This window comes from Streptomyces sp. NPDC005485 (assembly GCF_040606085.1).
Taxonomy (GTDB): domain Bacteria; phylum Actinomycetota; class Actinomycetes; order Streptomycetales; family Streptomycetaceae; genus Streptomyces.
Genome location: NZ_JBEXDZ010000043.1, coordinates 26,747 through 51,376 on the forward strand (window position 1 = coordinate 26,747; position 24,630 = coordinate 51,376).

The window sequence follows — 24,630 nt, forward strand, 5'->3', positions numbered from 1 at the left end:
GTGATCGGCGACGAGGACGCCGTTGACGGTGATGTCCATCGGCCGGTCGGTGGTGGTGCCGTTGGCGAACCGGAGGGCGAGGGGTTGGGTGCCCTGCTGGTCGGCGGTGACCGTGAACTCGACGTATCCGCCCGGGGTGTTGTCGTAGTCGACGAAGCCGGTGCCGGTGAAGCCGGGGTGATCGGCGGCGACCGTGCCATGGCTGATCGTGGCGCTCTCGGCCTCGAACGGAGGGGTGGCTGCCTGAGGTGCGACCGGAGCGGTGGCGATCTGCGCGGTGGTGACAGGAGCGGCGGCGGCCGGGACGGCCGCGGGGACGGCGATCAGGCTTGCGACGGCGAGCGCGGCCGCCGCCGGCAGCACATGTGGACGTCTCATGTTCCTCCTCCGCGGTATTCGCGATAGGCGTAGGTGGGGGCATCGGCACGGCCAGGGGTGCGGTCAGGCGTGCCAGGCGTGTCGACCAGGGCACGGACCAGCGGATGGTCGGGGGCGTGACGGCAGGCCGGGTCGGGACGGGTCGCGTCGCCGGTGAGCGCATGGGCCTGGCAGCGGCAGCCGCCGAAGTCGGTGGTGCGAAGGGCGCAGGTACGGCAGGGGGCCTGCATCCAGGCCTCGCCGCGATAGGCGTTGAAGGCGTGCGACGCGTGCCAGATCCAGGCGAGCGGGTGATCGCGCAGGTTCGGTGCGTCGAGGTCCGGGAGGACGGCCGCGGCCGGACACGGCAGGACCGTGCCGTCCGGGGCCACCGTGAGCGAGACCGCACCCCAGCCGCCCATGCAGGGTTTCGCCGTGCCGTCGAAGTAGTCGGGGGCGACCCAGACCAACTCCAGTTCCCCCGCGAGGCGTTCACGCCACCGGGCGAGTGCTTCGCGGGCTCGTTCGGTCTGCTCGCGGCTCGGCAGCAGGGCGGCGCGGTTGCGCAGCGCCCAGCCGTAGAACTGCGTGTGGGCGAGCTCCATCCGGTCGGCGCCCCAGGCGAGGGCGAGCATGATCAGGTCGTCGAGCGCGTCGATGTTGGCGCGGTGCAGTACGACGTTCAGTCCGAGCGGGAGCCCGGCCTCGCTCACCAGCCGGGCGGCGCGCTTCTTGGCCGTGAACGAGCGTGCGCCCGCGACGAGTTCGGCGGCGGTCGGCTCGGCGTGCTGCACGGAGAGCTGGACGCTGCGCAGGCCGGCGTCGACGAGGTCGCCCAGGCGCCGTTCGTGCAGTCCGACACCGCTGGTGACCAGCTGGGTGTAGAGGCCGGCCGAGTCCGCTGCCTCGACAATGTCGGTGAGGTCGCGCCTCAGGAGCGGTTCACCGCCGGAGAGGTGTGTTTGCACGACGCCCAGGTCGGCGGCCTGTTGCAGCACATCGACCCATTGTCCGGTGTTCAGCTCTTCTGACCGACTGATCAGTTCGATGGGGTTGGAGCAGTAGGCGCAGCGCAGTGGGCAGCCGTGGGTGAGTTCGGCGAGCAGCGCCCAGGGCGGATCGGTCACCTGAGCCAGCCCTCCCTTCGTAAGGCCGAGAGAAATGCGGGGACTTCACGGGCGACGGGGGCGCCGGGAAACCGCGCCCCGAGCTCGGCGACGATCTCGGGCACCGCACGACGGCCGTCACAGAGCCGGACGACGTTGCCCGCGTCGCCCCGTAGGACGACCACCCGTTCGGGCAGGAGCAGCAGGTCGATGTCACGGACCCGGTCATGACGGAGCATCACCGAGCGCGCCAGTACGGGTCGCCAGGTCATGACGCTCCTCGTTCCGGCGCATCCGGAAAGCGGCGCTCCGATGCATCCAGAGGCGCTCGCTGCGACGCGTCCGGCGCCCCCCGCTCCACCGCGTCGAGCAGGGACCAGAGCACGTCGCACTTGAAGGTCAGCGCGGCCACCGCCCGCTCCTGCCGTTCGCGGGTGCGGGCCCAGGTCCGTACGAGCGCGAGGGCTTCCTCGCTGTCGCGGCCGCCCTGTCCGATCCGGGTCCGGAAGTACGCGAGCCCCTCGGCCTCGATCCACGGGTAGTGGCGTTCGAAGGCGGCGATGCGGGTGCGCATCAGGCCCGGTGCCGACAGTTCGGTCAGGGACGCGGCGACCGCGTCGAGTGCCGGACGGACCCGGCAGAAGTTGACGTATCCCTCGACCGCGAGCCGCACCCCCGGCAGCACCCGGGAGGCGTCCCGCAGTTCGGGTCGGCCGAGGCCGGCGGCTTCGCCCAGCCGCAGCCAGCGTTCGATGCCGCCTTCCCCCTCCCGCGTCCCGTCGTGGTCCCGGATGCGGCGCAGCCATGACCTGCGCAGTGCGGGATCGTCGAACTTGGCGAGGATCAGGGCGTCCTTGACGGGGATGTGGCGCTGGTAGTGGAAGCGGTTGGCGATCCAGCGGCGCAGCTCGGCGGGGGTCAACTCGCCTTGGTGCATGCGGATGTTGAAGGGATGCCGGTCGTGGTAGCGCTCCTCGGCGACGGCGCGCAGCCGCTCGGTGAACTCATCGGTTCCCCAAGGGGCCGCGGCGCCGTCGCCGCGCACGGAAGTCGCGGTCACGGTGTACTCACCGAGGGTTAGGCGCGGTCGCCGAGGGCGTAGGCGGTGACCTCCAGGGCGGTCTCGACGACCAGATACCCCGGGGTCTCCCAGCCTCTTTCCTCCGATGTTTCCCGAATGGCCCGTTCCACGTAAGGGAGCTCGGGGATCGTTTCGTTCATGTGCGCATACCCGCTTTCCTGAGGGGTGGGGGGTGAGGAGCCCAGGCAGGTGCTGGCGTTCACATGCATGCATTGCGTTCATCGACACGTTCGACGATGCGATACAGAGTCTCCGCATGACGAGACCCGGTCAATGGTCCGGACCGAATAAGGTCGGATCCTTTTCTGGCCAATCTGTGAAGGTGCTGTGAGTCGGCGGACGAAAGCGACGTCAGGAATGCATCACGGCCCGTGATCGTTGACGATGGGAGTACCACCCGACGACTGAAGGATCGAGAGCTCGTGAGCAAGGTCCCCCCGATCATCCTGAACAACGGCGTCGAGATGCCCCAGCTGGGCTTCGGTGTCTGGCAGGTGCCGGACGGCGAGGCGGAGCGGGCCGTCGCCACCGCGCTGGAGGCCGGGTACCGCAGCATCGACACAGCGGCGATCTACGGCAACGAAGAGGGCACCGGAAAGGCGATCGCCGCCTCCGGCGTGGCCCGCGAGGACCTCTTCGTCACCACCAAGCTCTGGAACAACGACCAGGGGTACGACAGCACACTGCGCGCCTTCGACGCGTCCCTGGACAAGCTCGGCCTGGAGTACGTGGATCTGTACCTGATCCACTGGCCGGTGCCTGCCCGTGGCACGTTCGTCGACTCGTACAAGGCCTTCGAGAAGATCCACGCGGACGGCCGCGCCAAGGCCGTCGGAGTCTCCAACTTCCATCCGGAGCACCTGCGAACGCTGCTCGACGAGACGTCCGTCGTCCCCGCCGTCAACCAGATCGAGCTGCACCCGCACCTCCAGCAGCAGGCCGCACGGGAGTTCCACGCGGAGCAGGGCATCGCCACCGAGGCCTGGTCCCCGCTGGGCTCGGGCAAGGGCCTCCTGGAGGTCCCGGCGATCGTCGCCATCGCCCAGAAGCACGGCCGGACGCCGGCCCAGATCGTGCTGCGCTGGCACCTGCAGCTCGGCAACGTGGTGATCCCCAAGTCCGTGACCCCCTCGCGGATCAAGGAGAACATCGAGGTCTTCGACTTCAGCCTGGACGCCGAGGACATCGCGGCGATCAGCGCCCTGAACGAGGGCCGGCGCCTGGGTCCCGACCCGGCGACGTTCGGTACGCACTGACGGACCGGGTGCCGCGCTCCGGTTCCCGCCGGGGCGCGGCACGCACCGTGCGGTAGGCGCTGACGAGGATCAGCACGCATCCGAGCCACTGAGCGGGGCTCGGCCGTTCACCGAGGACCAGGGCGCCGAGCCCGACCGCGCCCACCGGCGTGAGCAGCAGCAGAACGGCGCCGACGTGGCTCGACAGCCTGGGTGAGTACACGGCCACCATCAGCCATCCGATCACCCCGCTGGTCAGGGCCGCGAGCGCGAGCCAGGCGAGGGCGTGCCAGGAGGGCGCGAGGTCGAGGACGCCCCAGACCGCGCCGAACAGCGCGGAGAAGACCGCCGAGGCGAACACCACCACGGTGTAGGCCGCGCGGATGTGCCCCCTGAACCCGCCGCGGCGCAGCAGGAACAGGAACCCGGAGTAGCACAGGGCCGCGAGGATGGCGTGGATCATGCCCGCGGCGGGGTCGCTGCCGCCGACACCGCTGTCCACCAGTCCGCCGGTGAGGACGACCCCCACCACCATGACGGGCAGCCAGAGCAGGAAGCGGCGTGCCACCCGCTCGCCGTCCACGGCCCAGGCGAGCAGGGGCACGAGGGCCACCTGCACATTGACCAGCACGGTGGACAGACCCGCGCCGACCTCGGCGATCGCCTGCGTCCACAGGACCATGTCCCCCGCGAACAGCGCCCCGCAGACGACGCCGTAGCCCACCTGGCGTCGCGACGGGAGCCCCTCGCGACGGTACTCGGGAACGACGAGAAGCAGCAGGAGCGGAAGCGCGAGCAGACAGCGGTAGACCGACGCCGTACCGGCCTCCGTGCCCGAGAGATCGAGGCAGACGGGCGACACGGAGAGCGCCACCGCTGCCGTGCCCTGCCCCCAACGCGGCCCGTGCGGCAGCACGTTGGCAGCACCGCTCGACGCCCGGGCGGTCACCGTCGTCGTGGCGGGACGCGGCACGGGACACTCCCCTCGACATGGATCGGAGCCAAGATCCAGCCGAGTACCCGCGCATCGGTCTCGCAACCGCAAGGTCAACTCTTCGGAAAACGGGGAGCAACGAAAGTGAAGCGAGGGCTTGACGCGGTCATGCGAACAGGGCCACATTGTGCGGCAACCCGGTAAGGAAAGTTTCCTAACAGAAGGGTCCCCCACAGTGCGCATTCGAACACTGACCCTCGCGGCGGCCGCCGGAGCCGCCCTCCTCGTCACCGCGGCGCTCCCGGCCGGCGCGTCGGGCACCTCCTCGAAGACCGCCAACCCCCGTTCCGTGCAGGAGGGTTCGGTCAGTGCGGCCGATCTGCTCGCCAAGGTGACGTCCTGTTCGCAGATATCGAACGGCAAGTACCGGACCGACGACGAGACCTCGGCCACCGTTCCCGTGTGCGGCAAGAACGGCGCGGTGTTCTGGAAGGCCGACATGGACGTCGACTGCGACGGACAGGTCACCGGCAAGTGCAACGGCGACACCGACCCCTGGTTCCAGGACGACACCGCCTTCCACCAGTCCGACGGCAAGCCGTTGCGCGCGGACTCGCTGCCGTACGTCGTCGTGCCCAGCTCCAGCAGCATCTGGAAGTACTCGAGCTCCGGCATCAAGGGCGGTGGCGTGGTCGCCGTCATCTACAACAACAAGGTCGAGTACGCGGTGGTCGGTGACACGGGTCCCACGAAGATCATCGGCGAGGCCTCGTACGCCACGGCCAAGTCCCTGGGGATCGACCCGGACCCGGAGACGGGCGGTACGGACTCCGGCGTGACCTACATCCTGTTCAAGAACTCGCAGGTGTCGCCGATCGAGAGCCACAGCAAGGCTGTGTCGCTGGGCGACTCGCTGGCCAAGCAGTTCATCCAGAACAACTGAGTGCCGCAGGGGATTCGGCGCGGCGCTGGTCCGATGCCGCGCCGAACTCCCGTACCGGGCAGTCTAGTTGGGCTGCCCGATAGGCCGTACGGTCACGCTGTTGATGTCGACTCCGACCGGCTGGCGAATGGCCCAGACAATGGACTCGGCGAGCTGGTCGGCGGTGAGCAGGTGCCCGGGCGGAAGGCTGCCGTAGCTGTCCCAGAACGGGGTCTCCACACGCCCGGGCGACACCAGGGTCACACCGACCCCGAACTCGGTGACCTCGCGCCGTGCGTTCTCGGCGAGCCCGGTCACGGCCCACTTGGTCGCCCCGTAGAGATTGCCCGGAGTGAAGACGTGCCCCGCGACGCTGCCGATCAGCACGATCCGCCCCTTGGTCTCCTTCAACGCCCCGATGGACGCCCTGATGAGAAGCGCCGGCCCCAGCACGTTGGTCAGCACCATGTCCGGCCATCCGGCGGGGTCGCCCGCGGCGACGGTGTCGTGCGTGGCGAAGCCTGCGTTGGCGACGACGGTGTCGAGCCGCCCGAACTCCTTCACGGTCGCGTCCACCGCGGCCTGCACCTGGTCGTACTCGGCGGCGTTGCCGACGAGCGTCAACAACTCCTCGGGGCGGCCCAGTTCCTCGGCGAAGGCGCGCAGCCGCTCCTCCCCGCGCCCGGTGACGGCCACCCGGTGACCCGCGTCGAGCAGACGCCGGGCCACCGCCGCCCCGATTCCGCTGCCGCCGCCGGTGATGAGCGCGACGCGAGAGTCGCTCATGATTACCCCCAAGTGTTAGGTGAACGCCAGGAGTTCATCACTTGGAGCGCTCTCGAAGTCAACCGCCCGGGCAGCCCGCAGCGGCCCCGCGGCGGGTCACTCGGGCTTCTCCGCCGTGTACACCGTCTGCGCCGTCAGCACGAACACGTCGGGGCGGTGGTGCACGCTCGCCTTGTCGCCCGGGTCGAGCAGCCGGTCGAGAGTGGCGACGTCGTCTGCGTCGAGGGCCTCGGCGAGGGAGTCGCGCAGGCGCCCGAGGTAGGACACCAGGTAGGCGCGGGCCTCGTCCGAGAGGGGCGCCGGGAGGTCGAGCAGGAAGGAGCGGGTCCCGGTGTGGCGCAGGCCCGCCGAGGTCAGCAGTGCCGGCCAGTCCTCGATCTCGGCGACCACCCCGGGCAGCGCGGCCCGCATCTCGTTGAACCACATGTCCTCGGCCGCGCCGATGCGGGACTGCAGGCCCGGACGCCCGATGCCGATGTCGCGCGGAAGGAAGCGTGTGGGCAGGCCGCCCTCCAGGAGCGCGAGGGTGCCGCCCGGGGCCAGGCGCTGCGCGAACGCGACGAGGGCCGCCCGCTGGTCGCCGAGGTGGTGCAGGCTCCTGCTCGCCCACAGCAGGTCGACGGGGTACTCCAAGTCGGCGAGCCCGGCCGGGAGTTCGGCTTCCAGGGTGCTGAAACGGTCGGCGACCCCGAGCCGGTCCGCGCGCTCCGCGGCCCGCTCCAGAAGGGGCCCCGAGGCGTCGGCGGCGACGACCCGCGCGCCCGGGAACGCGTCGGCGAGGGCGCAGGACACGACGCCGGGCCCGCTGCCGGCGTCGACGATCAGGCCCGGCTCCGGCTGGTGGGTGCGCAGCCAGGCCGTGACCTGCGCTTGCATCGGCGCGAAGAGCTCCGCCTGTGCCTCCAGGAGCGGAGCCATCACGGCCCAGTCGACGTCGGCGTGATCGTGGGAGCGGGAGTGGTTGTGCTGGTTGTCGTGGTGGTGTGCCATGTCTGCGAGCCTCTCGTCCGGGTCGCTGACAGAGTGCGCCGCCGCACCGGGGAACGGCCACTTCTGTTGCCGGGACGGCAAAACGGGTGACCCGAAATTGAGGTGCGACCGCGCGGGCGGTGTCTCAGGATGGCCCGATGGACGACGACGTGGTGGAGCGGTTCCTCGAGGACGGATTCGTGAAGATCGAGGGCGCCTTCCCGCCGCGTGTCGCCGAGGACTGCGCCCGGCTGCTGTGGCGGGAGACGGGGTACGACCCCGAGGACCCCGGCACCTGGAAGGACCCGGTGTACCGGGTGCCCGGCATGGCACAGGGCCCGTTCGCCGCCGCAGCCAACTCCCCCGTGCTGCATGAGGCGTTCGACCTGCTGGTGGGCGAGGGCCGCTGGGAGCCGCGGTACTCCCTCGGCACGTTTCCGCTGCGCTTCCCGCACGAGGAGGAGCCGGACGACGCGGGCTGGCACATCGAGGGAAGCTATCTGCCGCCCGGCGCCACCTGGTACTTCACGAACCTCCGGTCGAAGGAGCGCGCCCTGCTCATGCTGTTCCTCTTCACCGAGGTGGGCCCCGAGGACGCCCCGACCCGCATCCGGGCGGGCTCGCACCTGGACGTGCCACCGCTTCTGGAGCCCTACGGCGAGGACGGTGTCTCGGGGCTGGACATCGCTCCCCGGCTGGTCGAGGCCTCGGCCCACCGGCCGCTCGCGTACGCCACCGGCCGGCCCGGCGACGTGTACCTCTGCCACCCGTTTCTGGTGCACGCCGCCCAGCCGCACCACGGGACGCGGCCGCGGTTCATGGCGCAGCCGCCGCTGCTCCCGGCGGTGCCCTACGAGCTGGAGCGGTCCGACGGGGACTACTCGGCGGTGGAGTTCGCGATCCGCCGGGGTCTGGCCCAGAAGGCCTGACCCCGGCGGATCACTTCACGGGTTCACTTCATCGGTGACAGCGCACCGCAGCGCATTACAGCGCCGGGTACGCGTTCTTCATGAGCTCCTGGAACTGGGCGGAGAACCAGTGCCCGGAGAGCGGAGCGTTGGGCAGCGCCCCGGACATGCTGTTGCCGTTGCGGGGGTTGCCCGTGTACGTCGGGTCGCACATCCGGTCGAAGCCCTTGCCCTCGTCGTTCGAGATGGCCGAGCTGGAGCCGTCGGACTCACCCGGGGGCTTCATCCACACGTACGCGTCGATGCCCGCCGCGGGTGCGGCCTGCGGACGCTCACCGAGGCCCGCCCCGGACTGGTTGCACCAGTTGCCGACGTGGATACGGCGGTCGTAGCGGCCCCCGTTGACGTAGGTGTCCACGCTGGTCGTGGCACCGGGGCCGGTGGGACGTGCGGTGCCGCCCCAGCCGTTGCGGGAGGTGTCGATCAGCATGCCGATGCCGGAGTTGAAGCCGACCGAGACGAGCTGGTTGCGGAAGGCCTGGGCGTACGACAGCTCGTCGACGTAGCGGTTCCAGTCGATCCACTTGGACTCGCGGACGGACTTGCCCGCCACCGAGTCGTTGATGGTGAAGTTGTTCTCCTTCAGGGCGCTGTAGTTGGCGGTGTTGGTGATGAAGCCGTGCACGTCGTTCACGGTCGCGCCCTCGGCGGTGGCCGCCTGCTTCATGATGGTCGCGGAGGGGCCGAAGTTGTCGTCCCAGCCCAGCCAGCCGTGGTGTCCGGCGTCGATGTAGTTGTAGACGTTGGGAATCGCGCCGAGCTTGTGCAGCGCGTAGCCGACGCCCTTCACGTAGTTGCCGTTGGCGAGCATCGTGTCGCACGCCGGGGTGGCGGTGGCCTTGCCGCCGGTGTTGGTGACGAGGTTCGGCAGCGAGTCGATCTCGACGGTGGTGACGATGCGCAGACCCGCGTACTTGGAGTCGGCGAGGATCGCCGCGATCGGGTCGATGAACTGCGTCTTGTACTTGTCGATCTCCGTCGGGCCGAGCTCACCGTTGGAGGCGAGGGCCGAGCAGTCGCGTCCGGGCAGGTCGTAGATGACCAGCTGGACGACCTCTGCGTTGCTGCCCTTCTGGGCGAGGGCCGCGTCGAGGTGGGCGCGCAGGCCCATGCTGCTGCTCGTGCCGTTGATGGCGGCGATGCGGTCGAGCCAGACACCGGTGGGCTGGCTGGAGATGCGGCTGCCGCCGGTCTCGGCGTCGGCGTGCGCCTTCCACTCGGGGTTCACGTACACCTTGGCGCCGGCGTACGGGTTGTCGACCTTGGTTCCGGTGGGCGGGTCCGTGGGGGGATCGGTCGGAGGATCGGTGGGACCGCCGCCGTCCACGTTGCAGGTCACGCCGTCCAGGGTGAAGGTCGTCGGCACCGCGTTGGTACCGCTGTAGGAGCCGTTGAACCCGAAGCTGACCGAACCGCCGCTCGCCAGCGAGCTGTTGTAGGTCTCATTGGCCGCGGTGACGGCCGTACCGCTCTGAGTGATCTTCGCGTTCCAGCCGGAGGTGACCTTCTGGTTTCCGGCGTAGGACCACTTCACCGCCCAACTGCTCTTGGCAGCACTGTTGTTGGTCACGGTGACGGCGGTGGTGAAGCCGGTGTCCCACTGGTTCTGCACCTTGTAGTCCACGGTGCAGGCGGGGGCCGCTGCCACCCCGGCGTCCGAGGGCGCGACGACGGCGGCCGCGGTCCCGGAGGCCCCGGCGACCAGCGCCAAGGCAGCGAGTATCGCTGTTCTGGTACGACTCATGAGTGCGGGTTTCCTTGTCCTTTGCGGGAGTTGTCCTTTGCGAGTGGTGCCCTTGCGGGAGTTGCCTGGTGCGGGAGTTATCCGTTGAGGGCGCGCAGACGGTCACGCAGCCCGATGCCGTACGACGTGGGAGTGCCGTCGTAGTTCGAGATCAGGGACGGCCCGGAGGAGCAGTCCCAGGTGTTCCACGTCCAGCCGAGGTAGGAGAGGCCCCGGTCGTCGAACCACTTCATGACGGTGTCGACGAAGGCGTGGGAGCAGGTGTTCTCCCCGATCTCCCCGGCCACGAGCGGCACTTGGGCGGCCACCGGGGAGAGCGTCGAGTTCCAGCAGCTCTCGCTGGAGCAGGTGTTGAAGTTGTAGACGTGGTAGGCGGCGGCGAGATTGCCCGTCGGATCACTGGGCTTGTACGTCAGCCACTGGCTCAGGTCGTTGGAGTACGCGAGCCCGCCGGCCAGGACGACGTTCTTGGCGCCGGTGCCGCGTACCGCGTCGACCAGGTCCTGCATACCGGCGACCTCGTAGGAGATGCCGGGACAGGTCCCGCCGTCCCGCCAGCACTGCCACGCCTGGGTGGTCGTGGAGGTTGCCCGGTCCGGATAGGGCTCGTTGAACAGGTCGAACGCGACGGCCGGGTCACTCTTGAAGGTGCCGGCGACCGAGGACCAGAACGACGGACTGTACTGCGCGTCCGGCATCGGCTTCTGGCAGGTGGCGTGCACGTCGGAGCAGCCCGCCGAGTTGCCGGTGTACTGGCCGTAGGACCAGTGCAGTTCGACGATCGGCGTCATGCCGTGCGCCTCGACCTTCGCCACCAGGTCCTTGACGGCGGCGATGTAGTCGGCGCCCGCGTACTCGGGCTTGATGTTGGACAGCCCGAGCCAGCACTCCTCGTTCAGCGGGATGCGGACCGTGTTGGCCTTCCAGTCGGCGATCGCCTTGACGGCGGCGTCGTCGACCGGTCCGTCCCAGATGCCGCGGCCCTGGACGCACATGAACTCGCCGCCGGAGCGGTTGACACCGAGCAGGCGCCGACTGGCCCCGTTCGCGTCGACGAGCTTGTTCCCCGACACGTGCAGGGCCGGCGCCTTGCCGTCCGCCGGAGGATCGCTCGGCGGGGGCGTCGGTGACGGATCCGCGTCCACGTTGCAGGTGGTGCCGTTGAGCTTGAAGGAGGCCGGCGCCGTGTTGCTCCCCGACCAGGACGCGATGAATCCCGCGCTGACGGCGGCGCCCGTGCCCAGCGAGCCGTTCCAGCTCTCGTTGGACGCGGTCACGGTCGAACCGGACTGGGACCACTTGGCGTTCCAGCCCTGACTGACCTTCTGTCCGTCGGCGAAGCCGAAGGTCAGACTCCAACTGCTCAGCGCCGCCGTGTTGTTGGTGATCTTCACGGCACCCTGGAAGCCGGTGCCCCACTGGCTGGTGACGGAGTACTCCACCGTGCACGCGGGTGCGGCCCCTGAAGCCGTGACAACCGGAGCGACCACTGTGCCCACCAGGGCAGTCGCGGCGGCGCCGACAGTTAAGAAAAGTAAACGCGGGGGGTGTCGCATGAGCGACTCCTCACAGATCTGGCGCGTCGTGACGGACGCGTCGACTGATGGAATCGCTCCCACTGGTGCGAAGGAACGTAGCGCCAAGTGACAGTAAAGGACAGAGGAGTCGCTCGACTTTTCCTCGACACCTTCGTCGAATCTTTTCGACTCTTCAAACATCTTGACCCCTTGCACCCCCCTCCTCAATATGGGAGCGCTCCCACTGGTTCAAGGCTTGTTGCTCCTCCCCCCAATTTCCGAGCCGCAAGGAGAAACCAGCACATGCACTCCAGACGGAGAGGCCGTACTGTGCGGCGGCTGTGGACCGCCGTGGTGGCAGCCCTCGCCCTGCCGCTGACGACGCTCGCGACCGGTTCGACTCCCGCCCAGGCCGCGGGAGTTCAATGCAGCGTCGACTACAAGACCAACGACTGGGGCTCCGGCTTCACCGCCGACCTGACCCTCACCAACCGGGGTACCGACGCCATCAACGGCTGGACCCTGACGTACGCCTACGGGGGCAACCAGACCCTCAGCAACGGCTGGAACGGCACCTGGTCCCAGTCCGGCAAGACGGTCACGGCGAAGAACGCCGGCTGGAACGGAACGATCGCCGCCGGGGCCGCCGTCACCACCGGCGCACAGTTCACGTACAGCGGCACCAACACCGCACCCACGTCCTTCGCGATCAACGGCACCAGCTGCACCGGAGCGCACCAGCCGCCGATCACCGTGCTGACCAGCCCCACCGCGGGCGCCGTCTACACGCAGGGGGACGCGGTACCGCTCGCCGCGACCGCCGCCGCTGCCGACAACGCGACCATCAGCAAGGTCGAGTTCTACGACGACACCACGCTGCTGGGCACCGACACCAGCTCGCCGTACACGCTCTCGGCCTCCGGCTTGACCGTGGGCAGTCATTCCCTGGTGGCGAAGGCGTACGACAGCCTGGGCGCGTCGGCCGACTCCACGCCGGTCGGCATCACGGTCGCCTCGGGTCCCGCGGTGGTCGCCTCGCCCACCCAACTGGGCGTCCAGCAGGGCAAGACGGGCACCTTCGACGTGAAGCTGTCGACGCAGCCCTCGGCGAACGTCACCGTCAGCACCGCCCGGACGGACGGCAACACGGGCCTCTCCGTGAGCGGCGGATCGTCGCTCACGTTCACGCCGTCCAACTGGAACACGGCGCAGAAGGTGACCATCACGGCCGACGCCACCGGCACCGGGGCGGCGACCTTCACGGCGTCCGCGACCGGCCAGGCCAAGGCCACCGTCACGGTGACGGAGCTGGCCGCGTCGAAGGCGTACGACGCACGTTTCCTGGACCTCTACGGCAAGATCACCAACCCGGCGAACGGCTACTTCTCCCCCGAGGGCATTCCGTACCACTCGGTGGAGACGCTGATCGTCGAGGCGCCGGACCAGGGCCATGAGACGACGTCAGAGGCGTACAGCTATCTGATCTGGCTGCAGGCGATGTACGGGAAGGTCACCGGCGACTGGTCCAAGTTCAACGCCGCGTGGACGACCATGGAAAAGTACATGATCCCCACGCACGCCGACCAGCCGACGAACTCCTTCTACAACGCCTCGAAACCGGCGACGTACGCACCCGAGCTGGACACCCCGAACGAGTACCCGGCCAAGCTCGACACCGGTGTCTCGGTCGGCTCGGACCCGATCGCCGGCGAGCTGAAGAGCGCGTACGGCACCGACGACGTGTACGGCATGCACTGGCTGCAGGACGTCGACAACACCTACGGCTACGGCAACGAACCGGGCAAGTGCGAGGCGGGGCCGACCGCCACCGGGCCGTCGTACATCAACACCTTCCAGCGCGGCGCCCAGGAGTCCGTCTGGGAGACGGTCCCGCAGCCCACCTGTGACGCCTTCAAGTACGGCGGCACCAACGGCTACCTGGACCTCTTCACCGGCGACTCCTCGTACGCCAAGCAGTGGAAGTACACCGACGCGCCGGACGCCGACGCGCGGGCCGTGCAGGCCGCCTACTGGGCCGATGTGTGGGCCAAGGGGCAGGGCAAGGGCAGTGACGTCTCCACGACCGTCGGCAAGGCCGCGAAGATGGGCGACTACCTGCGCTACTCCATGTACGACAAGTACTTCAAGAAGATCGGCAACTGCGTCGGACCGTCGACCTGCGCGGCCGGCACCGGCAAGGACGCCTCGTCCTACCTGCTGTCCTGGTACTACGCGTGGGGCGGCGCCACCGACACCTCGGCGGGCTGGGCCTGGCGCATCGGCTCCAGCCATGTGCACGGCGGCTACCAGAACCCCCTGGCCGCCTACGCGCTCAGCTCGTACGCCGATCTGAAGCCCAAGTCGGCGACAGGCGCGGCCGACTGGAACACCTCGCTCACCCGGCAGCTGGAGTTCTACCGCTGGCTGCAGTCGAACGAGGGCGCCATCGCGGGCGGCGCGACCAACAGCTGGGCGGGCCGCTACGCGACTCCTCCGGCCGGGACGCCGACTTTCTACGGCATGTACTACGACCAGCAGCCCGTGTACCACGACCCGCCGTCCAACCAGTGGTTCGGCTTCCAGGCGTGGTCCATGGAACGCGTCGCCGAGTACTACCAGCAGACCGGGAACGCGAGCGCCAAGGCGGTGCTCGACAAGTGGGTCTCCTGGGCGCTGTCCAAGACCACGATCAACCCGGACGGCACCTACCAGATTCCGTCCACCCTTCAGTGGTCGGGTACGCCCGACACCTGGAACGCCTCAAGTCCCGGCGCCAACAGCGGACTTCACGTCACCGTCGCCGACTACACCAATGACGTGGGCGTGGCGGCCGCCTACGCCAAGACCCTGTCGTACTACGCCGCCAAGTCCGGCAACACCCAGGCGAAGACGACGGCGAAGGCACTGCTCGACGGCATGTGGGGCAACTACCAGGACGGCCTCGGTGTGGCCGTCCCGGAGACCCGCGCCGACTACAACCGCTTCGACGACACGGTGTACGTGCCCAGCGGCTGGAGCGGCAAGATGCCGAACGGCGACACGGTCAACTCCTCCTCGACCTTCACCTCGCTCAGGTCCTTCTACAAGAACGACCCGGCGTGGTCGAAGATCCAGAGCTATCTCGCGGGCGGCGCCGCGCCCTCGTTCACGTACCACCGGTTCTGGGCCCAGGCGGACATTGCCCTCGCCATGGGTTCGTACGCGGAGCTCCTCGAATAAGTCCCCGCTAAGGCTCCGCGTACCTGGCCCTGTCGACCTCGTGTCGGCAGGGCTCGGGCCGGGCGGTCCCCACCCGCACGGGGGGCCGCCCGGCCGTCGCGCCTTTCCACCCCCCTTCAGGAGAGGACCCCCCGTGCGAAGAACCCGCATCCTCACAGCCGTGCTCGCCCTCGCGGCCGGCCTCCTCGCGGGCACACCACCCGCGCTGGCCGCGAGCCCCGCCCCTCGGACGACGCTCGCCGCGGACACGTACACCTGGAAGAACGCGCGCATCGACGGCGGCGGCTTCGTCCCCGGCATCGTCTTCAACCGGTCCGAGAAGAACCTCGCCTACGCCCGCACCGACATCGGCGGCGCCTATCGCTGGCAGGAGTCGTCGAAGACCTGGACGCCGCTGCTCGACTCGGTCGGCTGGGACGACTGGGGCCACACCGGTGTCGTCAGCCTCGCCTCCGACTCCGTCGACCCGAACAAGGTGTACGCGGCCGTCGGCACGTACACGAACAGCTGGGATCCCGGCAACGGCGCCGTGCTCAGGTCCTCCGACCGGGGCGCGAGCTGGCAGAAGGCGGACCTGCCCTACAAGCTGGGCGGGAACATGCCCGGCCGCGGTATGGGCGAGCGGCTCGCGATCGACCCGAACAAGAACAGCGTGCTGTACCTGGGCGCGCCAAGCGGCAAGGGCCTGTGGCGCTCGACGGACTCGGGCGCGAGCTGGTCCCAGGTCACCGACTTCCCCAACGTCGGCAACTACGTGCAGGATGCGACGGACACGAGCGGCTACGCCTCCGACAACCAGGGCATCGTCTGGGTCACCTTCGACGAGTCGACGGGCTCGTCCGGCAGCGCGACGAAGACGGTCTACGTGGGCGTCGCCGACAAGGACAACTCGGTCTACCGCTCGACGGACGCGGGCGCGACCTGGACCCGGCTGGCCGGTCAGCCGACCGGCTATCTGGCCCACAAGGGCGTGCTGGACGCCAAGAACGGCTATCTCTACCTCGCCTACAGCGACAAGGGCGGCCCGTACGACGGCGGCAAGGGCCAACTGTGGCGCTACGCGACGGCGACGGGCACCTGGACGAACATCAGCCCGGTCGCGGAGGCCGACACCTACTACGGCTTCAGCGGGCTGACCGTCGACCGGCAGCATCCGGGCACGGTGATGGCGACGGCGTACAGCTCCTGGTGGCCGGACACGCAGATCTTCCGTACGACGGACAGCGGCTCCACCTGGACGAAGGCCTGGGACTACACCTCGTACCCGACCCGCGCGAACCGCTACACGATGGATGTCTCCTCCTCGCCGTGGCTGAGCTGGGGCGCCAACCCCTCGCCGCCCGAACAGAGCCCCAAACTCGGCTGGATGACCGAGGCGTTGGAGATCGACCCGTTCAACTCCGCGCGGATGATGTACGGGACGGGGGCGACGCTCTACGGCACGGAGAACCTCACCAACTGGGACAGCGGGAGCCAGTTCACCATCAAGCCGATGGTGCAGGGGCTGGAGGAGACGTCCGTGCAGGACCTGGCCGCTCCCCCGTCGGGCGGGGCGCAGCTCTTCAGCGGCCTGGGCGACATCGGCGGCTTCCGCCACACGGATCTGACCAAGGTCCCCTCGATGATGTTCACTTCACCGAACTTCACGACGACCACGAGCCTGGACTTCGCCGAGACGAACACGAACACCGTGGTGCGGGTCGGCAACCTGGACTCGGGTCCGCACATCGCGTTCTCGACGGACAACGGCGCCAACTGGTTCGCGGGTACGGACCCTTCGGGTGTCAGCGGCGGCGGTACGGTCGCGGCGGCCTCCGACGGCAGCCGGTTCGTGTGGAGCCCGGCGGGCACGGGCGTGCAGTACGCGACCGGGTTCGGTACGTCGTGGTCGGCGTCGAGCGGGATCCCGGCCGGGGCGCGCGTCGAGTCGGACCGGGTCGACCCGAAGACCTTCTACGGCTTCAAGTCCGGTAAGTTCTACGTGAGTTCGGACGGCGGAGCCACCTTCACGGCGTCCGCCGCGAGCGGCCTGCCGAGCGGTGACAGCGTGCGCTTCAAGGCGCTGCCCGGCACGAAGGGCGACGTCTGGCTGGCCGGTGGGGCCACGGACGGGGCATACGGGCTGTGGCACTCGACGGACGGCGGCACGAGCTTCACCAAGCTGTCGAACGTCGGCCAGGCCGACACCATCGGCTTCGGCAAGGCGGCCACGGGCGCGTCGTACCAGACGCTCTACACCAGCGCCAGGATCGGCGGCGTCCGCGGTATCTTCCGCTCCACCGACAAGGGCGCGAGCTGGACCCGCATCAACGACGACGCCCACCAGTGGGGTTTCACCGGCGAGGCGATCACCGGTGACCCCCGGGTCTACGGGCGGGTGTACGTCTCGACGAACGGGCGGGGGGTCGTCTACGGCGACTCCTCCGACACCGGCGGCGGGGGCGGGGGCGGCACGGACCCGACTCCCACCCCGACGGGCGCCTGCACGGTGACGTACAAGGTCACCAACCAGTGGTCGGGCGGCTTCCAGGCGGACGTGTCCCTCGCCAACACGGGGACGAGCGCCTGGTCCGGCTGGTCGCTCGGCTGGTCCTTCGCGGACGGCCAGAAGATCACCCAGCTGTGGAACGCCGACTACACGCAGTCGGGTACGGCGGTGACCGCGAAGAACGTGAACTGGAACGCGAACGTGGCGACGGGCTCGTCGGTGAGCTTCGGGTTCACGGGCAGCTGGTCGGGTTCGAACACGAAACCGACCACCTTCAAACTGGGCGACCAGACCTGCACGGTGACCTGACCGTCCTTCCCCAGGGGGCGCGTACCGACGCCGGTACGCGCCCCTTTCCCGCGTTCACCCAAGAGAGGCGTATCTCGTTCTCGACATATGCTCGGCACGCTGCCACACTGCCGACATGGCCTCAATTCGCTTGACCAGCACCACACTTGACGTGATCAAGGTGCTGCTGGCCTCCACCCCCGACAACCCGGCCTGGGGTCTGCGCATCTGCCAGGAGGCGGGACTGGGCTCGGGAACCGTGTACCCGATCCTCGAACGGCTCCTCAAAGCCGGCTGGATCACCAGCCGACGCGAGGACGGCGAGCACCCCGGCCGGCCCGCTCGCACGTACTACGACCTGACCGGGGCGGGCCGGATCAACGCCAACTCCGCCCTGGAGGCGCGCGCCGCGCGATACCCCGGGTTCCTCGGCATCGCTCCACAGGGAGGCTGACCATGCCTGCGCTGGCCCTCCTTTCAGCCGCGTTCGTTGTCGGAATCGAGCAGACCGTGCAGTGGAAGTACGGCGCCGCGGGGATCGTGGGTCTCCTGCTCCTGACGATCGGGATCAGGATGAAGGGGGACACGAGTCTCCTGGAAACGCTGGGCGTACCCTCCCGCACGGCGGGCGTCGCCGGGAGGATCGCCGGTCGACGGCGCGCCCACTACGTCGAGGAATGGGCCTCCGTCCTCGCCGGAGACCCGGAACACGGAGTGACGCTCTCCCCGGTCCGGCAGCTGCGCTTTGCGCTGGGGTTCGTTCGCGCCGCCGTACGTATGCGCCTCAGTGACATCCTCGGCGGTTTCTGGAAACCGATCGACTGGACGATCTCGACCAAGCAGCGGTCGAACGTCTTCGTCGCCTCCGGTGTCGGCCTCCAAGTGGTCGCGATCAGCATGCACGACGGCCTCTACGCGCTGTGCACCGACGGCCTCGAATGGACCGCCGCCGGTGGGATCGTCCTGTACAACGCGATCGGCTGGCTGCGCCGGGTACGAGGTATCGAACTCGCGGCGGTGGACCGGCCGGACACCGAGGACGAGTGAACGCCCAACAGCGGTGGGAGCGGCCCTACTTGGCCGCTCCCACCTGTCCGGCCAGAGGGCGCCCTACGGCGTGTACACCGCCGGTCGCGGCGCAGTCGCCATCCCGTCGCCGATGAAGAAGCTCGGGTGCGGCGGCTGGTTGTAGGCGGTGTTCTGCCAGGCCAGGGCCGTGCGGTACTGGGTGTCGTGGAGCAGTGTGGTGATCTTCGTGTTCGTCTCGTACGGCGTGGAGTAGATCCTGAGCGCCGTGTTGTCGGTCGTCGGCCAGACGACCTCCTCGCGCCAGTCGCCGAGGATGTCGCCGGACAGGGACGGCGTCGCCTTGGTGCTGTTGTTGGAGTGGACCGAGGAGCCCGTCAGCAGGCGGGTGTCGCCGGACGTGCCGTACTTGTCGATGTGGGTGCCGTCGAGGAGTTCGCGGACCGGGTCGCCGTCCCACCAGGACAGGAAGTTGATGCTGCCCGGCTTGCGGCTCGCCACCACCGTGCCCTTCGGATTGCGGACGCCGTCCGCGTGGGAGGACCAGGACTCGGCGCCCGCGCTGCCGGCCCACACGTCGCCGGACACTCCGCGCCCGTTGTCGCCGTTGGCGGGCGTGGACCACAGGATCTGCCCGGTGCGCGCGTCGGCCATCCAGGAGGACGGCTTGGAGGAGTCCTCGTCGACCTTGAACTCCTCCAGGCCCGCCCGGGAGGGGTCGAGGTCGCCGACGTGCATGGCGTCGCCGTGCCCGTTCTTCGTGGTCCACAGCCCCGAGCCGTTGTCGTCCACGGCCATCGAGCCGTACACGATCTCGTCCTTGCCGTCGCCGTCGACATCGGCCATCGACAACTGGTGGTCGCCCTGGCCGTCGTACCCCTTGCCGCTGTTCGTCGAGGAGTTGGTGTCGAACGTCCAGCGCCGGGTGAAGGCGCCGCCCCGCCAGTCCCACGCGGCGATCACGGTGCGCGTGTAGTAGCCGCGCGCCATGATCAGCGAGGGCCTTGCGCCGTCCAGGTAGGCGGTCCCGGCGAGGAACCGGTCGACTCGGTTGCCGTAGGAGTCGCCCCAGGACGAGACGGTGCCGCGGGCCGGGACGTAGTCGACGGTGCCCATCGCCTTGCCCGTCTGACCGTTGAACATGGTCAGGTACTCGGGTCCGGAGAGGACGTAGCCGCTGGAATTGCGGTAGTCGGCCGCGGAGTTGCCGATCACCGTGCCCTGGCCGTCCTTCGTGCCGTCGGCCGTCTTCATGGCGACCTCGGCCTTGCCGTCGCCGTCGTAGTCGTAGACCTGGAACTGCGTGTAATGCGCGCCCGAGCGGATGTTGCGGCCCAGGTCGATGCGCCACAGGCGGGTGCCGTCGAGCTTGACGCCGTCGAGGACCGTGTTGCCGGTGTAGCCGGACTGGGAGTTGTCCTTGGCGTTGGTGGGCTGCCACTTGAGGACGAAGTCGAGCTGTCCGTCGCCGTCGAGGTCGGCGACCGAGGCGTCGTTGGCCTCGTAGGTGTACGCGACGCCGTCGGGGGTCGTGCCGCCCGCGGGCGGGGTGATCGGCACGTCCTTGTAGCCGCTGCGGAACTGGATCGCGTGCACCGAGTCGCCCTGCTCGGTGCCGTTCACGATCGCGCGGACCGTGTAGTCGGCCGAGTTGGGCGCACCGGAGTGGAAGTAGTTGGTGGAACCGGTGACCGGGACCGAGTTGACCTTCGTACCGGCGCGGTAGACGTTGAAGGAGACATCGCTCGGGTCGGTGCCGAGCCAGCGCCAGCTGATCAGGTTGCCGCTGTCGGTGTGGACGCTGACGACGCCCCGGTCGAGCTTCTCGACCTGCCGGGCGGTGGCGGCCTCGGCCGTGCCGGTGCCGGCGAGCGTGGTGAGGCCGGCGGCGACGAGGGCCGCGGCGGCGGTCATCGCCGAGAGGACGGCCCGGCGTCTGCGGCGTTGGTGCGGATGCGGGTGCTGCACGTGACGTACCTCCTGAGAGGACGGACGGGTTCCGCTCCCTCAGTCGCCGCCGCTCGCACGGGAGTTGCCGTATCTTTCGGCCAGTTCTGCCACCGTGGCGGCGATCATCGAGCGCAGCCCGGCCGGTTCGAGGACCTCGACGGCCGCGCCCAGGCCGAGGAACTCGCCGTGGGCGCGCTCGACGGACTCGATGGGCACCCTGGCCACGGTCCAGCCCTCCTCGTCCGCATGTCCGTCGACCCGCACCGCCCTGGGCAGCGTCGTCCCGGGCGCCAGCCTGACCAGGGCCTCGCCGCGGTACAGCCGGTCATGGAAGTCGCGCTGGTACCGCGTCCAGTACGCGGCCAGGTCGAAGTCGTCGGGGCGGGTGAACTCCTCGTCGGACGTGGCGAGTTCGAGGATCTGGTCGACGCGGAAGGTGCGCGGGCCGGGGCCCGCGACGACGTACCAGCGGCCGGCTTTCAGCACCAGTCCGTACGGTTCCAGACGGCGCTGCACGTCGGTGGGTTCGGCCCAGCGGCGGTACAGGACGTGCAGCACGCGGCTGTTCCAGACCGCGTCGGCCACCGCCGGGAGGTACGGCGCCTCGGCGGCCTCCGCGTACCAGCCGGGCGCGTCCAGGTGGAAGCGGCCGCTGACGCGGTCGGCGTGTTCGCGCAGCTCGCGCGGGAGGGCGGCGCGCACCTTCAGCTGGGCGGCGGCAAGAACCGAACCGAGGCCGAGCTCGGCTGCGGGGCCGGGGGCGCCCGCGAGGAAGAGGGCCTCGGCCTCGTCGGTGGTGAGGCCGGTCAGCCGGGTGCGGTAGCCGTCGAGCAGCCGATAGCCGCCCGCGTGACCGGCGTCCCCGTACAGCGGCACGCCCGCCGCGCCCAGCGCCTCGACATCCCGGTAGACCGTGCGCACCGAGACCTCCAGCTCCGCGGCGAGCTCGGCGGCGGTCATCCTGCCGCGGGTCTGGAGCAGGAGCAGGATCGAGACGAGTCGCGCTGATTTCACGTGTCCACCCTGCCAGACTTCACTGACAGAAGGTGTCAGTGAAGCGGGCCTAGCTTCCCCCTATGGCCTTCACCGAGAAACTGTTGACCGTGCCACCGCCCATCGTGGTGGCCGGCCGGCGCATCAAGCGCTACCACGTCACCGCGGACCCGGCGGGCATCGCGCCCGAGGTGGAGAAGGCGGCGTACGCGATGGTGCCCGAGCTGCTTCCGGAACCGGACGGCACCCCGCCCGCGACCTTCGTCGTGCTGCACCGCGGAGGCGACGACGGTGCCTACCTCAACGCGTACAGCTGGGTGTGGGACAACGTCCTGCACTTCCGGGGCGCGTCGGCGGGCCAGCCGGTGCTGGGCTGTCCGGACCGGGACCCCACCCACTTCATCGCCCCGGACCGCCCCTGGATCGGGTGTGTCTGGGAACTGCCGCCGATCCTGCACGAACGCGACGCCTGGGTGCGGCACATGCTCGCCCCCCACACACCCGACCTGGACGGATACATCGGGGACTCGCTCCCCGCCAAAACGACTGGAGACCGCACATGAGCACCGCGCACGACTTCGACTTCTTCCACGGCGAGTGGGACGTCCTTCACCGGCGCCTGGTGGACTTCCTGGACGCCGACAGCGGGTGGGAGGAGTTCCCGGCCACCAGCCGCTGCTGGAGCCTGTTCGACGGTGCCGCGAACATCGACGAACTCGACGTACCCGTTCAGGGGTGGAAGGGCCTGACCCTGCGCCTCTTCGACCGCGAGAGCGAGCAGTGGTCGCTGAACTGGTCCTCCAGCCGCAGCGGCAGGCTGTTCCCGCCGGTGGTGGGCCGATTCGTGGGCGCCGAGGGCGTGTTCCACGGCGACGACACCCACGACGGAAAGGACGTACGCGTGCGGTTCGTGTGGTCGGGGATCTCCGCCGGCACGGCCCGCTGGGAGCAGGCGTTCTCGGTGGACGGGGAGAAGACGTGGGTGACCAACTGGGTCATGGAGTTCACGCGGGCGGCTTCTGAAACGCCCTCAGCGTGAACTCCGGGTCCGGGCGCGGGACTTCCTGATCGGGCAGCGCTTCGAGCCGCACCGCGAACTGCTCGGTCAGCCGCTCGCCCGGGGGCAGCTGGGTGTACCAGCCGCGGCGCAGGTCCGCCGCCGTGCCGCGCGGGCTGCGCCCCTGGCCGTGGCCCCGGAAGCGGGCCTGTCCCACCGGGCTCAGCCCGTGCTCGACGGCGTACGCCTCGATGTGGTCGGCCCGGTCCTGCGCGGGGCGCCGCGGCCGCGGGGCGAGGACGGCGTCGATGTCGCTGCCGACGTCGTGGGCGGCGGCCTTGTCGACCGTGGTCACGTACACCCCGCCCGGGCGCAGCACCCGCGCGCACTCGGCGACCACGGCGCGGGCGTCGTCGGAGCCGTCCACCAGATGCAGCAGCCACACACTGGTCACGGCGTCGAACACCCCGTCGGCAAACGGCAGTCGACGGCTGTCGGCCAGCAGCACGGCGCCCGGCAGCCGGGCCGCGGCCATGTGCGCCATGGCGTAAGCGGCGTCCGCGCCGGTCACCCGCAGCCCGCCCCGCGCGGCCGCGAGCCGTCGGGTCACGATCCCGGTGCCGCAGGCGACGTCGAGCAGGCTCCGTGTTCCCTCGGGCACCAGGCCCAGCACCGCGTCCGCGGCCGCGGCGGCCCGGGGCTCACCGCCGCGCGTGGCGTCGTAGGCGTCGGCTTCCTTGTCGTAGTCGAGCATGCGGGTCAGCTTGCGCCGTGCCCCGGTGCCAGTTCCGCCACCCGGCGGGCGAGCTCGAAGTCGCGCTCGGTGACACCGCCGACGGTGTGTGTGTTCACCGTCAGGGAGACGGTGTTGTAGCCGAGGGTCAGGTCGGAGTGGTGGTCGAGTTCCTCCTGCACCTGGGCGATGTGCACGACCATCGCGGTCGCGGCGAAATGGGAGGCGAGGCGGTAGGAACCGGCGATCCGGTCCCCGTCCAGCGACCAGCCCGGCAGCTCCGCCAGCCGGTCCTCGATCTCCTTCTGCGACAGCGGTTGGACCGGCATGCCTCGCTCCTCTCACACGGCTCACACAAGGGGGACGCGTCTCACACTGCCACAATCCCCCGAAGTCGGCGCCGTACGCCCCCGGCGGCCGACCACTCCTGGAGGAACCATGGCCCGGCTGCCGCGCCGGCCGACCGATACGGTCGTCGTATGAGCACTCTCGCCTCCGAGGCCGCCTCCCTTCCCGCCGCCGCTCCCGGCAAGGGGGTCGGCCCGCTGCTGCGCGGCTGGCGCGAGCAGCGTCGCGTCAGCCAGCTGGAGCTGGCGCTGCGGGCCGGCTCGTCGGCCCGCCACATCAGTTTCATCGAGACGGGCCGCTCGCGCCCGAGCGAGGAGATGGTGCTGCGGCTGGCCGAGCACCTGGACGTGCCGGTCCGCGAGCGCAACGCGCTGCTCCTGGCTGCCGGTTACGCGCCTCACTATCCGGAGACCCCGCTCGACGACCCGTCGATGGACGCGCTGCGCCAGGGCATGGAGCGCCTGATCCAGGGCTACGAGCCCTACCCGGCGCTCGTGGTCGACGCCATGTACAACGTGCTCGCGGCCAATCGGGGCATCGCCATGCTCCTGGAGGGCATCCCGGAGTCCCTCCTGACATCCCCGCTGAACGCGATGCGCCTCACCCTGCACCCGGAGGGCCTCGCCCCGCGCATCCGCAACCACCGCGAATGGCGCGACCACCTCCTCGCGCAGATGGACCGCCAGATCGCCCTGCACCGCTCCGAGCCGCTGCGCGCGCTGTACGAGGAGGTCGCCGCGTATCCGGTCCCGGACCTCGACGCAGACGTCGAACTCACCGAGCCCGTCCCCTACTTCGCGCTCCCGATGCAGGTCGAGCACGAGGGCCGGGTCCTCTCCTTCATCTCGTCGATCTCCACCTTCAACACACCCATGGACGTGACGGTCGCGGAACTGGCCATCGAGACGTTCCTCCCGGCCGACCCCGCGACCGTCAAATACCTTCAGTCACTCGTGCCCTGACGGAACG

At 69.6% G+C, this 24,630-nt stretch carries 23 protein-coding genes; 10 read left to right on the top strand and 13 right to left on the bottom strand.

Annotation, left to right across the window (positions count from 1 at the left end; all coding sequences use genetic code 11):
- Window positions 1-374: 374 nt before the first annotated feature.
- The 4 genes from pqqE to ABZS97_RS16995 are packed head-to-tail and all read right to left on the bottom strand — an operon-like array spanning window position 375 to window position 2,684.
- Complete coding sequence (gene pqqE / locus ABZS97_RS16980; RefSeq protein WP_356138408.1) at window positions 375-1,484, bottom strand: pyrroloquinoline quinone biosynthesis protein PqqE; 1,110 nt, start codon at window positions 1,482-1,484, stop codon at window positions 375-377.
- Window positions 1,481-1,735, bottom strand: coding sequence for a pyrroloquinoline quinone biosynthesis peptide chaperone PqqD (gene pqqD / locus ABZS97_RS16985; protein WP_356138411.1), 255 nt, complete (start codon window positions 1,733-1,735; stop codon window positions 1,481-1,483). Before pqqD ends, pqqE begins: the two co-directional genes overlap by 4 nt.
- Window positions 1,732-2,508 carry a pyrroloquinoline-quinone synthase PqqC gene (gene pqqC, locus ABZS97_RS16990; RefSeq protein WP_356138476.1) on the bottom strand — a complete coding sequence of 259 codons (777 nt, stop codon included), beginning with the start codon at window positions 2,506-2,508 and terminating at the stop codon, window positions 1,732-1,734. The genes pqqD and pqqC overlap by 4 nt, the downstream gene beginning before the upstream one ends.
- Before the next feature lie 32 nt (window positions 2,509-2,540).
- A complete protein-coding gene (locus tag ABZS97_RS16995; protein WP_356138413.1) occupies window positions 2,541-2,684 on the bottom strand; it encodes a pyrroloquinoline quinone precursor peptide PqqA in 144 nt (47 codons plus the stop codon).
- 324 nt (window positions 2,685-3,008) lie between these two features.
- Here ABZS97_RS16995 and ABZS97_RS17000 point away from each other — a divergent pair, with 324 nt between their 5' ends.
- A complete protein-coding gene (locus ABZS97_RS17000) occupies window positions 3,009-3,800 on the top strand; it encodes an aldo/keto reductase (RefSeq protein ID WP_356138478.1) in 792 nt (263 codons plus the stop codon).
- Here ABZS97_RS17000 and ABZS97_RS17005 read toward each other — a convergent pair.
- Window positions 3,739-4,752 carry a DMT family transporter gene (locus tag ABZS97_RS17005; RefSeq protein ID WP_356138415.1) on the bottom strand — a complete coding sequence of 338 codons (1,014 nt, stop codon included), beginning with the start codon at window positions 4,750-4,752 and terminating at the stop codon, window positions 3,739-3,741. The genes ABZS97_RS17000 and ABZS97_RS17005 overlap by 62 nt on opposite strands.
- 196 nt (window positions 4,753-4,948) lie before the next feature.
- Here ABZS97_RS17005 and ABZS97_RS17010 point away from each other — a divergent pair, with 196 nt between their 5' ends.
- Entirely contained in the window at window positions 4,949-5,656 is a 708-nt protein-coding gene (locus ABZS97_RS17010) for a glycoside hydrolase family 75 protein (protein ID WP_356138417.1), read from the top strand.
- Between the two features lie 63 nt (window positions 5,657-5,719).
- Here the strand turns inward: ABZS97_RS17010 and ABZS97_RS17015 are convergent, their stop codons facing one another.
- The gene (locus tag ABZS97_RS17015; RefSeq protein WP_356138422.1) at window positions 5,720-6,421 is read right to left on the bottom strand and encodes an SDR family oxidoreductase; all 702 of its coding nucleotides are present in this window, start codon (window positions 6,419-6,421) and stop codon (window positions 5,720-5,722) included.
- A gap of 96 nt (window positions 6,422-6,517) precedes the next feature.
- The gene (locus ABZS97_RS17020; protein ID WP_356138424.1) at window positions 6,518-7,411 is read right to left on the bottom strand and encodes a methyltransferase; all 894 of its coding nucleotides are present in this window, start codon (window positions 7,409-7,411) and stop codon (window positions 6,518-6,520) included.
- Window positions 7,412-7,548: 137 nt separating this feature from the next.
- On the opposite strand from ABZS97_RS17020, the gene ABZS97_RS17025 reads away from it, so the two are divergent.
- Window positions 7,549-8,319, top strand: a complete 771-nt coding sequence (locus tag ABZS97_RS17025) for a phytanoyl-CoA dioxygenase family protein (RefSeq protein ID WP_356138427.1) — start codon at window positions 7,549-7,551, stop codon at window positions 8,317-8,319.
- Between the two features lie 55 nt (window positions 8,320-8,374).
- Here ABZS97_RS17025 and ABZS97_RS17030 read toward each other — a convergent pair whose 3' ends face one another.
- Both ABZS97_RS17030 and ABZS97_RS17035 read right to left on the bottom strand, forming a co-directional pair.
- Complete coding sequence (locus ABZS97_RS17030; RefSeq protein ID WP_356138429.1) at window positions 8,375-10,102, bottom strand: glycoside hydrolase family 6 protein; 1,728 nt, start codon at window positions 10,100-10,102, stop codon at window positions 8,375-8,377.
- Between the two features lie 77 nt (window positions 10,103-10,179).
- Window positions 10,180-11,658: a cellulase family glycosylhydrolase gene (locus ABZS97_RS17035; protein WP_356138431.1), complete on the bottom strand. Its 1,479-nt coding sequence runs from the start codon at window positions 11,656-11,658 to the stop codon at window positions 10,180-10,182.
- Between the two features lie 264 nt (window positions 11,659-11,922).
- On the opposite strand from ABZS97_RS17035, the gene ABZS97_RS17040 reads away from it, so the two are divergent.
- The 4 genes from ABZS97_RS17040 (at window position 11,923) to ABZS97_RS17055 (ending at window position 18,661) form a co-directional block, all read left to right on the top strand.
- Window positions 11,923-14,838: a glycoside hydrolase family 48 protein gene (locus ABZS97_RS17040; protein WP_356138434.1), complete on the top strand. Its 2,916-nt coding sequence runs from the start codon at window positions 11,923-11,925 to the stop codon at window positions 14,836-14,838.
- Between the two features lie 133 nt (window positions 14,839-14,971).
- Window positions 14,972-17,635: a cellulose binding domain-containing protein gene (locus ABZS97_RS17045; RefSeq protein ID WP_356138436.1), complete on the top strand. Its 2,664-nt coding sequence runs from the start codon at window positions 14,972-14,974 to the stop codon at window positions 17,633-17,635.
- Window positions 17,636-17,750: 115 nt separating this feature from the next.
- Complete coding sequence (locus ABZS97_RS17050) at window positions 17,751-18,068, top strand: helix-turn-helix transcriptional regulator (RefSeq protein WP_356138438.1); 318 nt, start codon at window positions 17,751-17,753, stop codon at window positions 18,066-18,068.
- A 2-nt stretch (window positions 18,069-18,070) separates the two neighbouring features.
- Entirely contained in the window at window positions 18,071-18,661 is a 591-nt protein-coding gene (locus ABZS97_RS17055; RefSeq protein ID WP_356138482.1) for a hypothetical protein, read from the top strand.
- Window positions 18,662-18,724: 63 nt separating this feature from the next.
- On the opposite strand, the gene ABZS97_RS17060 is transcribed toward ABZS97_RS17055, so the two are convergent.
- Complete coding sequence (locus ABZS97_RS17060; protein WP_356138480.1) at window positions 18,725-20,554, bottom strand: rhamnogalacturonan lyase; 1,830 nt, start codon at window positions 20,552-20,554, stop codon at window positions 18,725-18,727.
- A 93-nt stretch (window positions 20,555-20,647) separates the two neighbouring features.
- A complete protein-coding gene (locus ABZS97_RS17065) occupies window positions 20,648-21,604 on the bottom strand; it encodes a YafY family protein (protein ID WP_356138440.1) in 957 nt (318 codons plus the stop codon).
- A gap of 62 nt (window positions 21,605-21,666) precedes the next feature.
- Here ABZS97_RS17065 and ABZS97_RS17070 point away from each other — a divergent pair, with 62 nt between their 5' ends.
- The gene (locus ABZS97_RS17070) at window positions 21,667-22,146 is read left to right on the top strand and encodes a hypothetical protein (protein WP_356138442.1); all 480 of its coding nucleotides are present in this window, start codon (window positions 21,667-21,669) and stop codon (window positions 22,144-22,146) included.
- A complete protein-coding gene (locus ABZS97_RS17075) occupies window positions 22,143-22,622 on the top strand; it encodes a hypothetical protein (RefSeq protein ID WP_356138445.1) in 480 nt (159 codons plus the stop codon). The genes ABZS97_RS17070 and ABZS97_RS17075 overlap by 4 nt, the downstream gene beginning before the upstream one ends.
- Here the strand turns inward: ABZS97_RS17075 and ABZS97_RS17080 are convergent.
- Window positions 22,588-23,334: a class I SAM-dependent methyltransferase gene (locus ABZS97_RS17080; protein WP_356138451.1), complete on the bottom strand. Its 747-nt coding sequence runs from the start codon at window positions 23,332-23,334 to the stop codon at window positions 22,588-22,590. The two genes, ABZS97_RS17075 and ABZS97_RS17080, sit on opposite strands and share 35 nt — an antisense overlap.
- Window positions 23,335-23,339: 5 nt before the next feature.
- A complete protein-coding gene (locus tag ABZS97_RS17085) occupies window positions 23,340-23,642 on the bottom strand; it encodes a 4a-hydroxytetrahydrobiopterin dehydratase (protein WP_356138453.1) in 303 nt (100 codons plus the stop codon).
- A 150-nt stretch (window positions 23,643-23,792) separates the two neighbouring features.
- Here ABZS97_RS17085 and ABZS97_RS17090 point away from each other — a divergent pair, with 150 nt between their 5' ends.
- On the top strand, window positions 23,793-24,623 hold the full coding sequence (locus ABZS97_RS17090) for a helix-turn-helix transcriptional regulator (protein WP_356138456.1): 831 nt from the start codon (window positions 23,793-23,795) through the stop codon (window positions 24,621-24,623).
- Window positions 24,624-24,630: the final 7 nt, after the last annotated feature.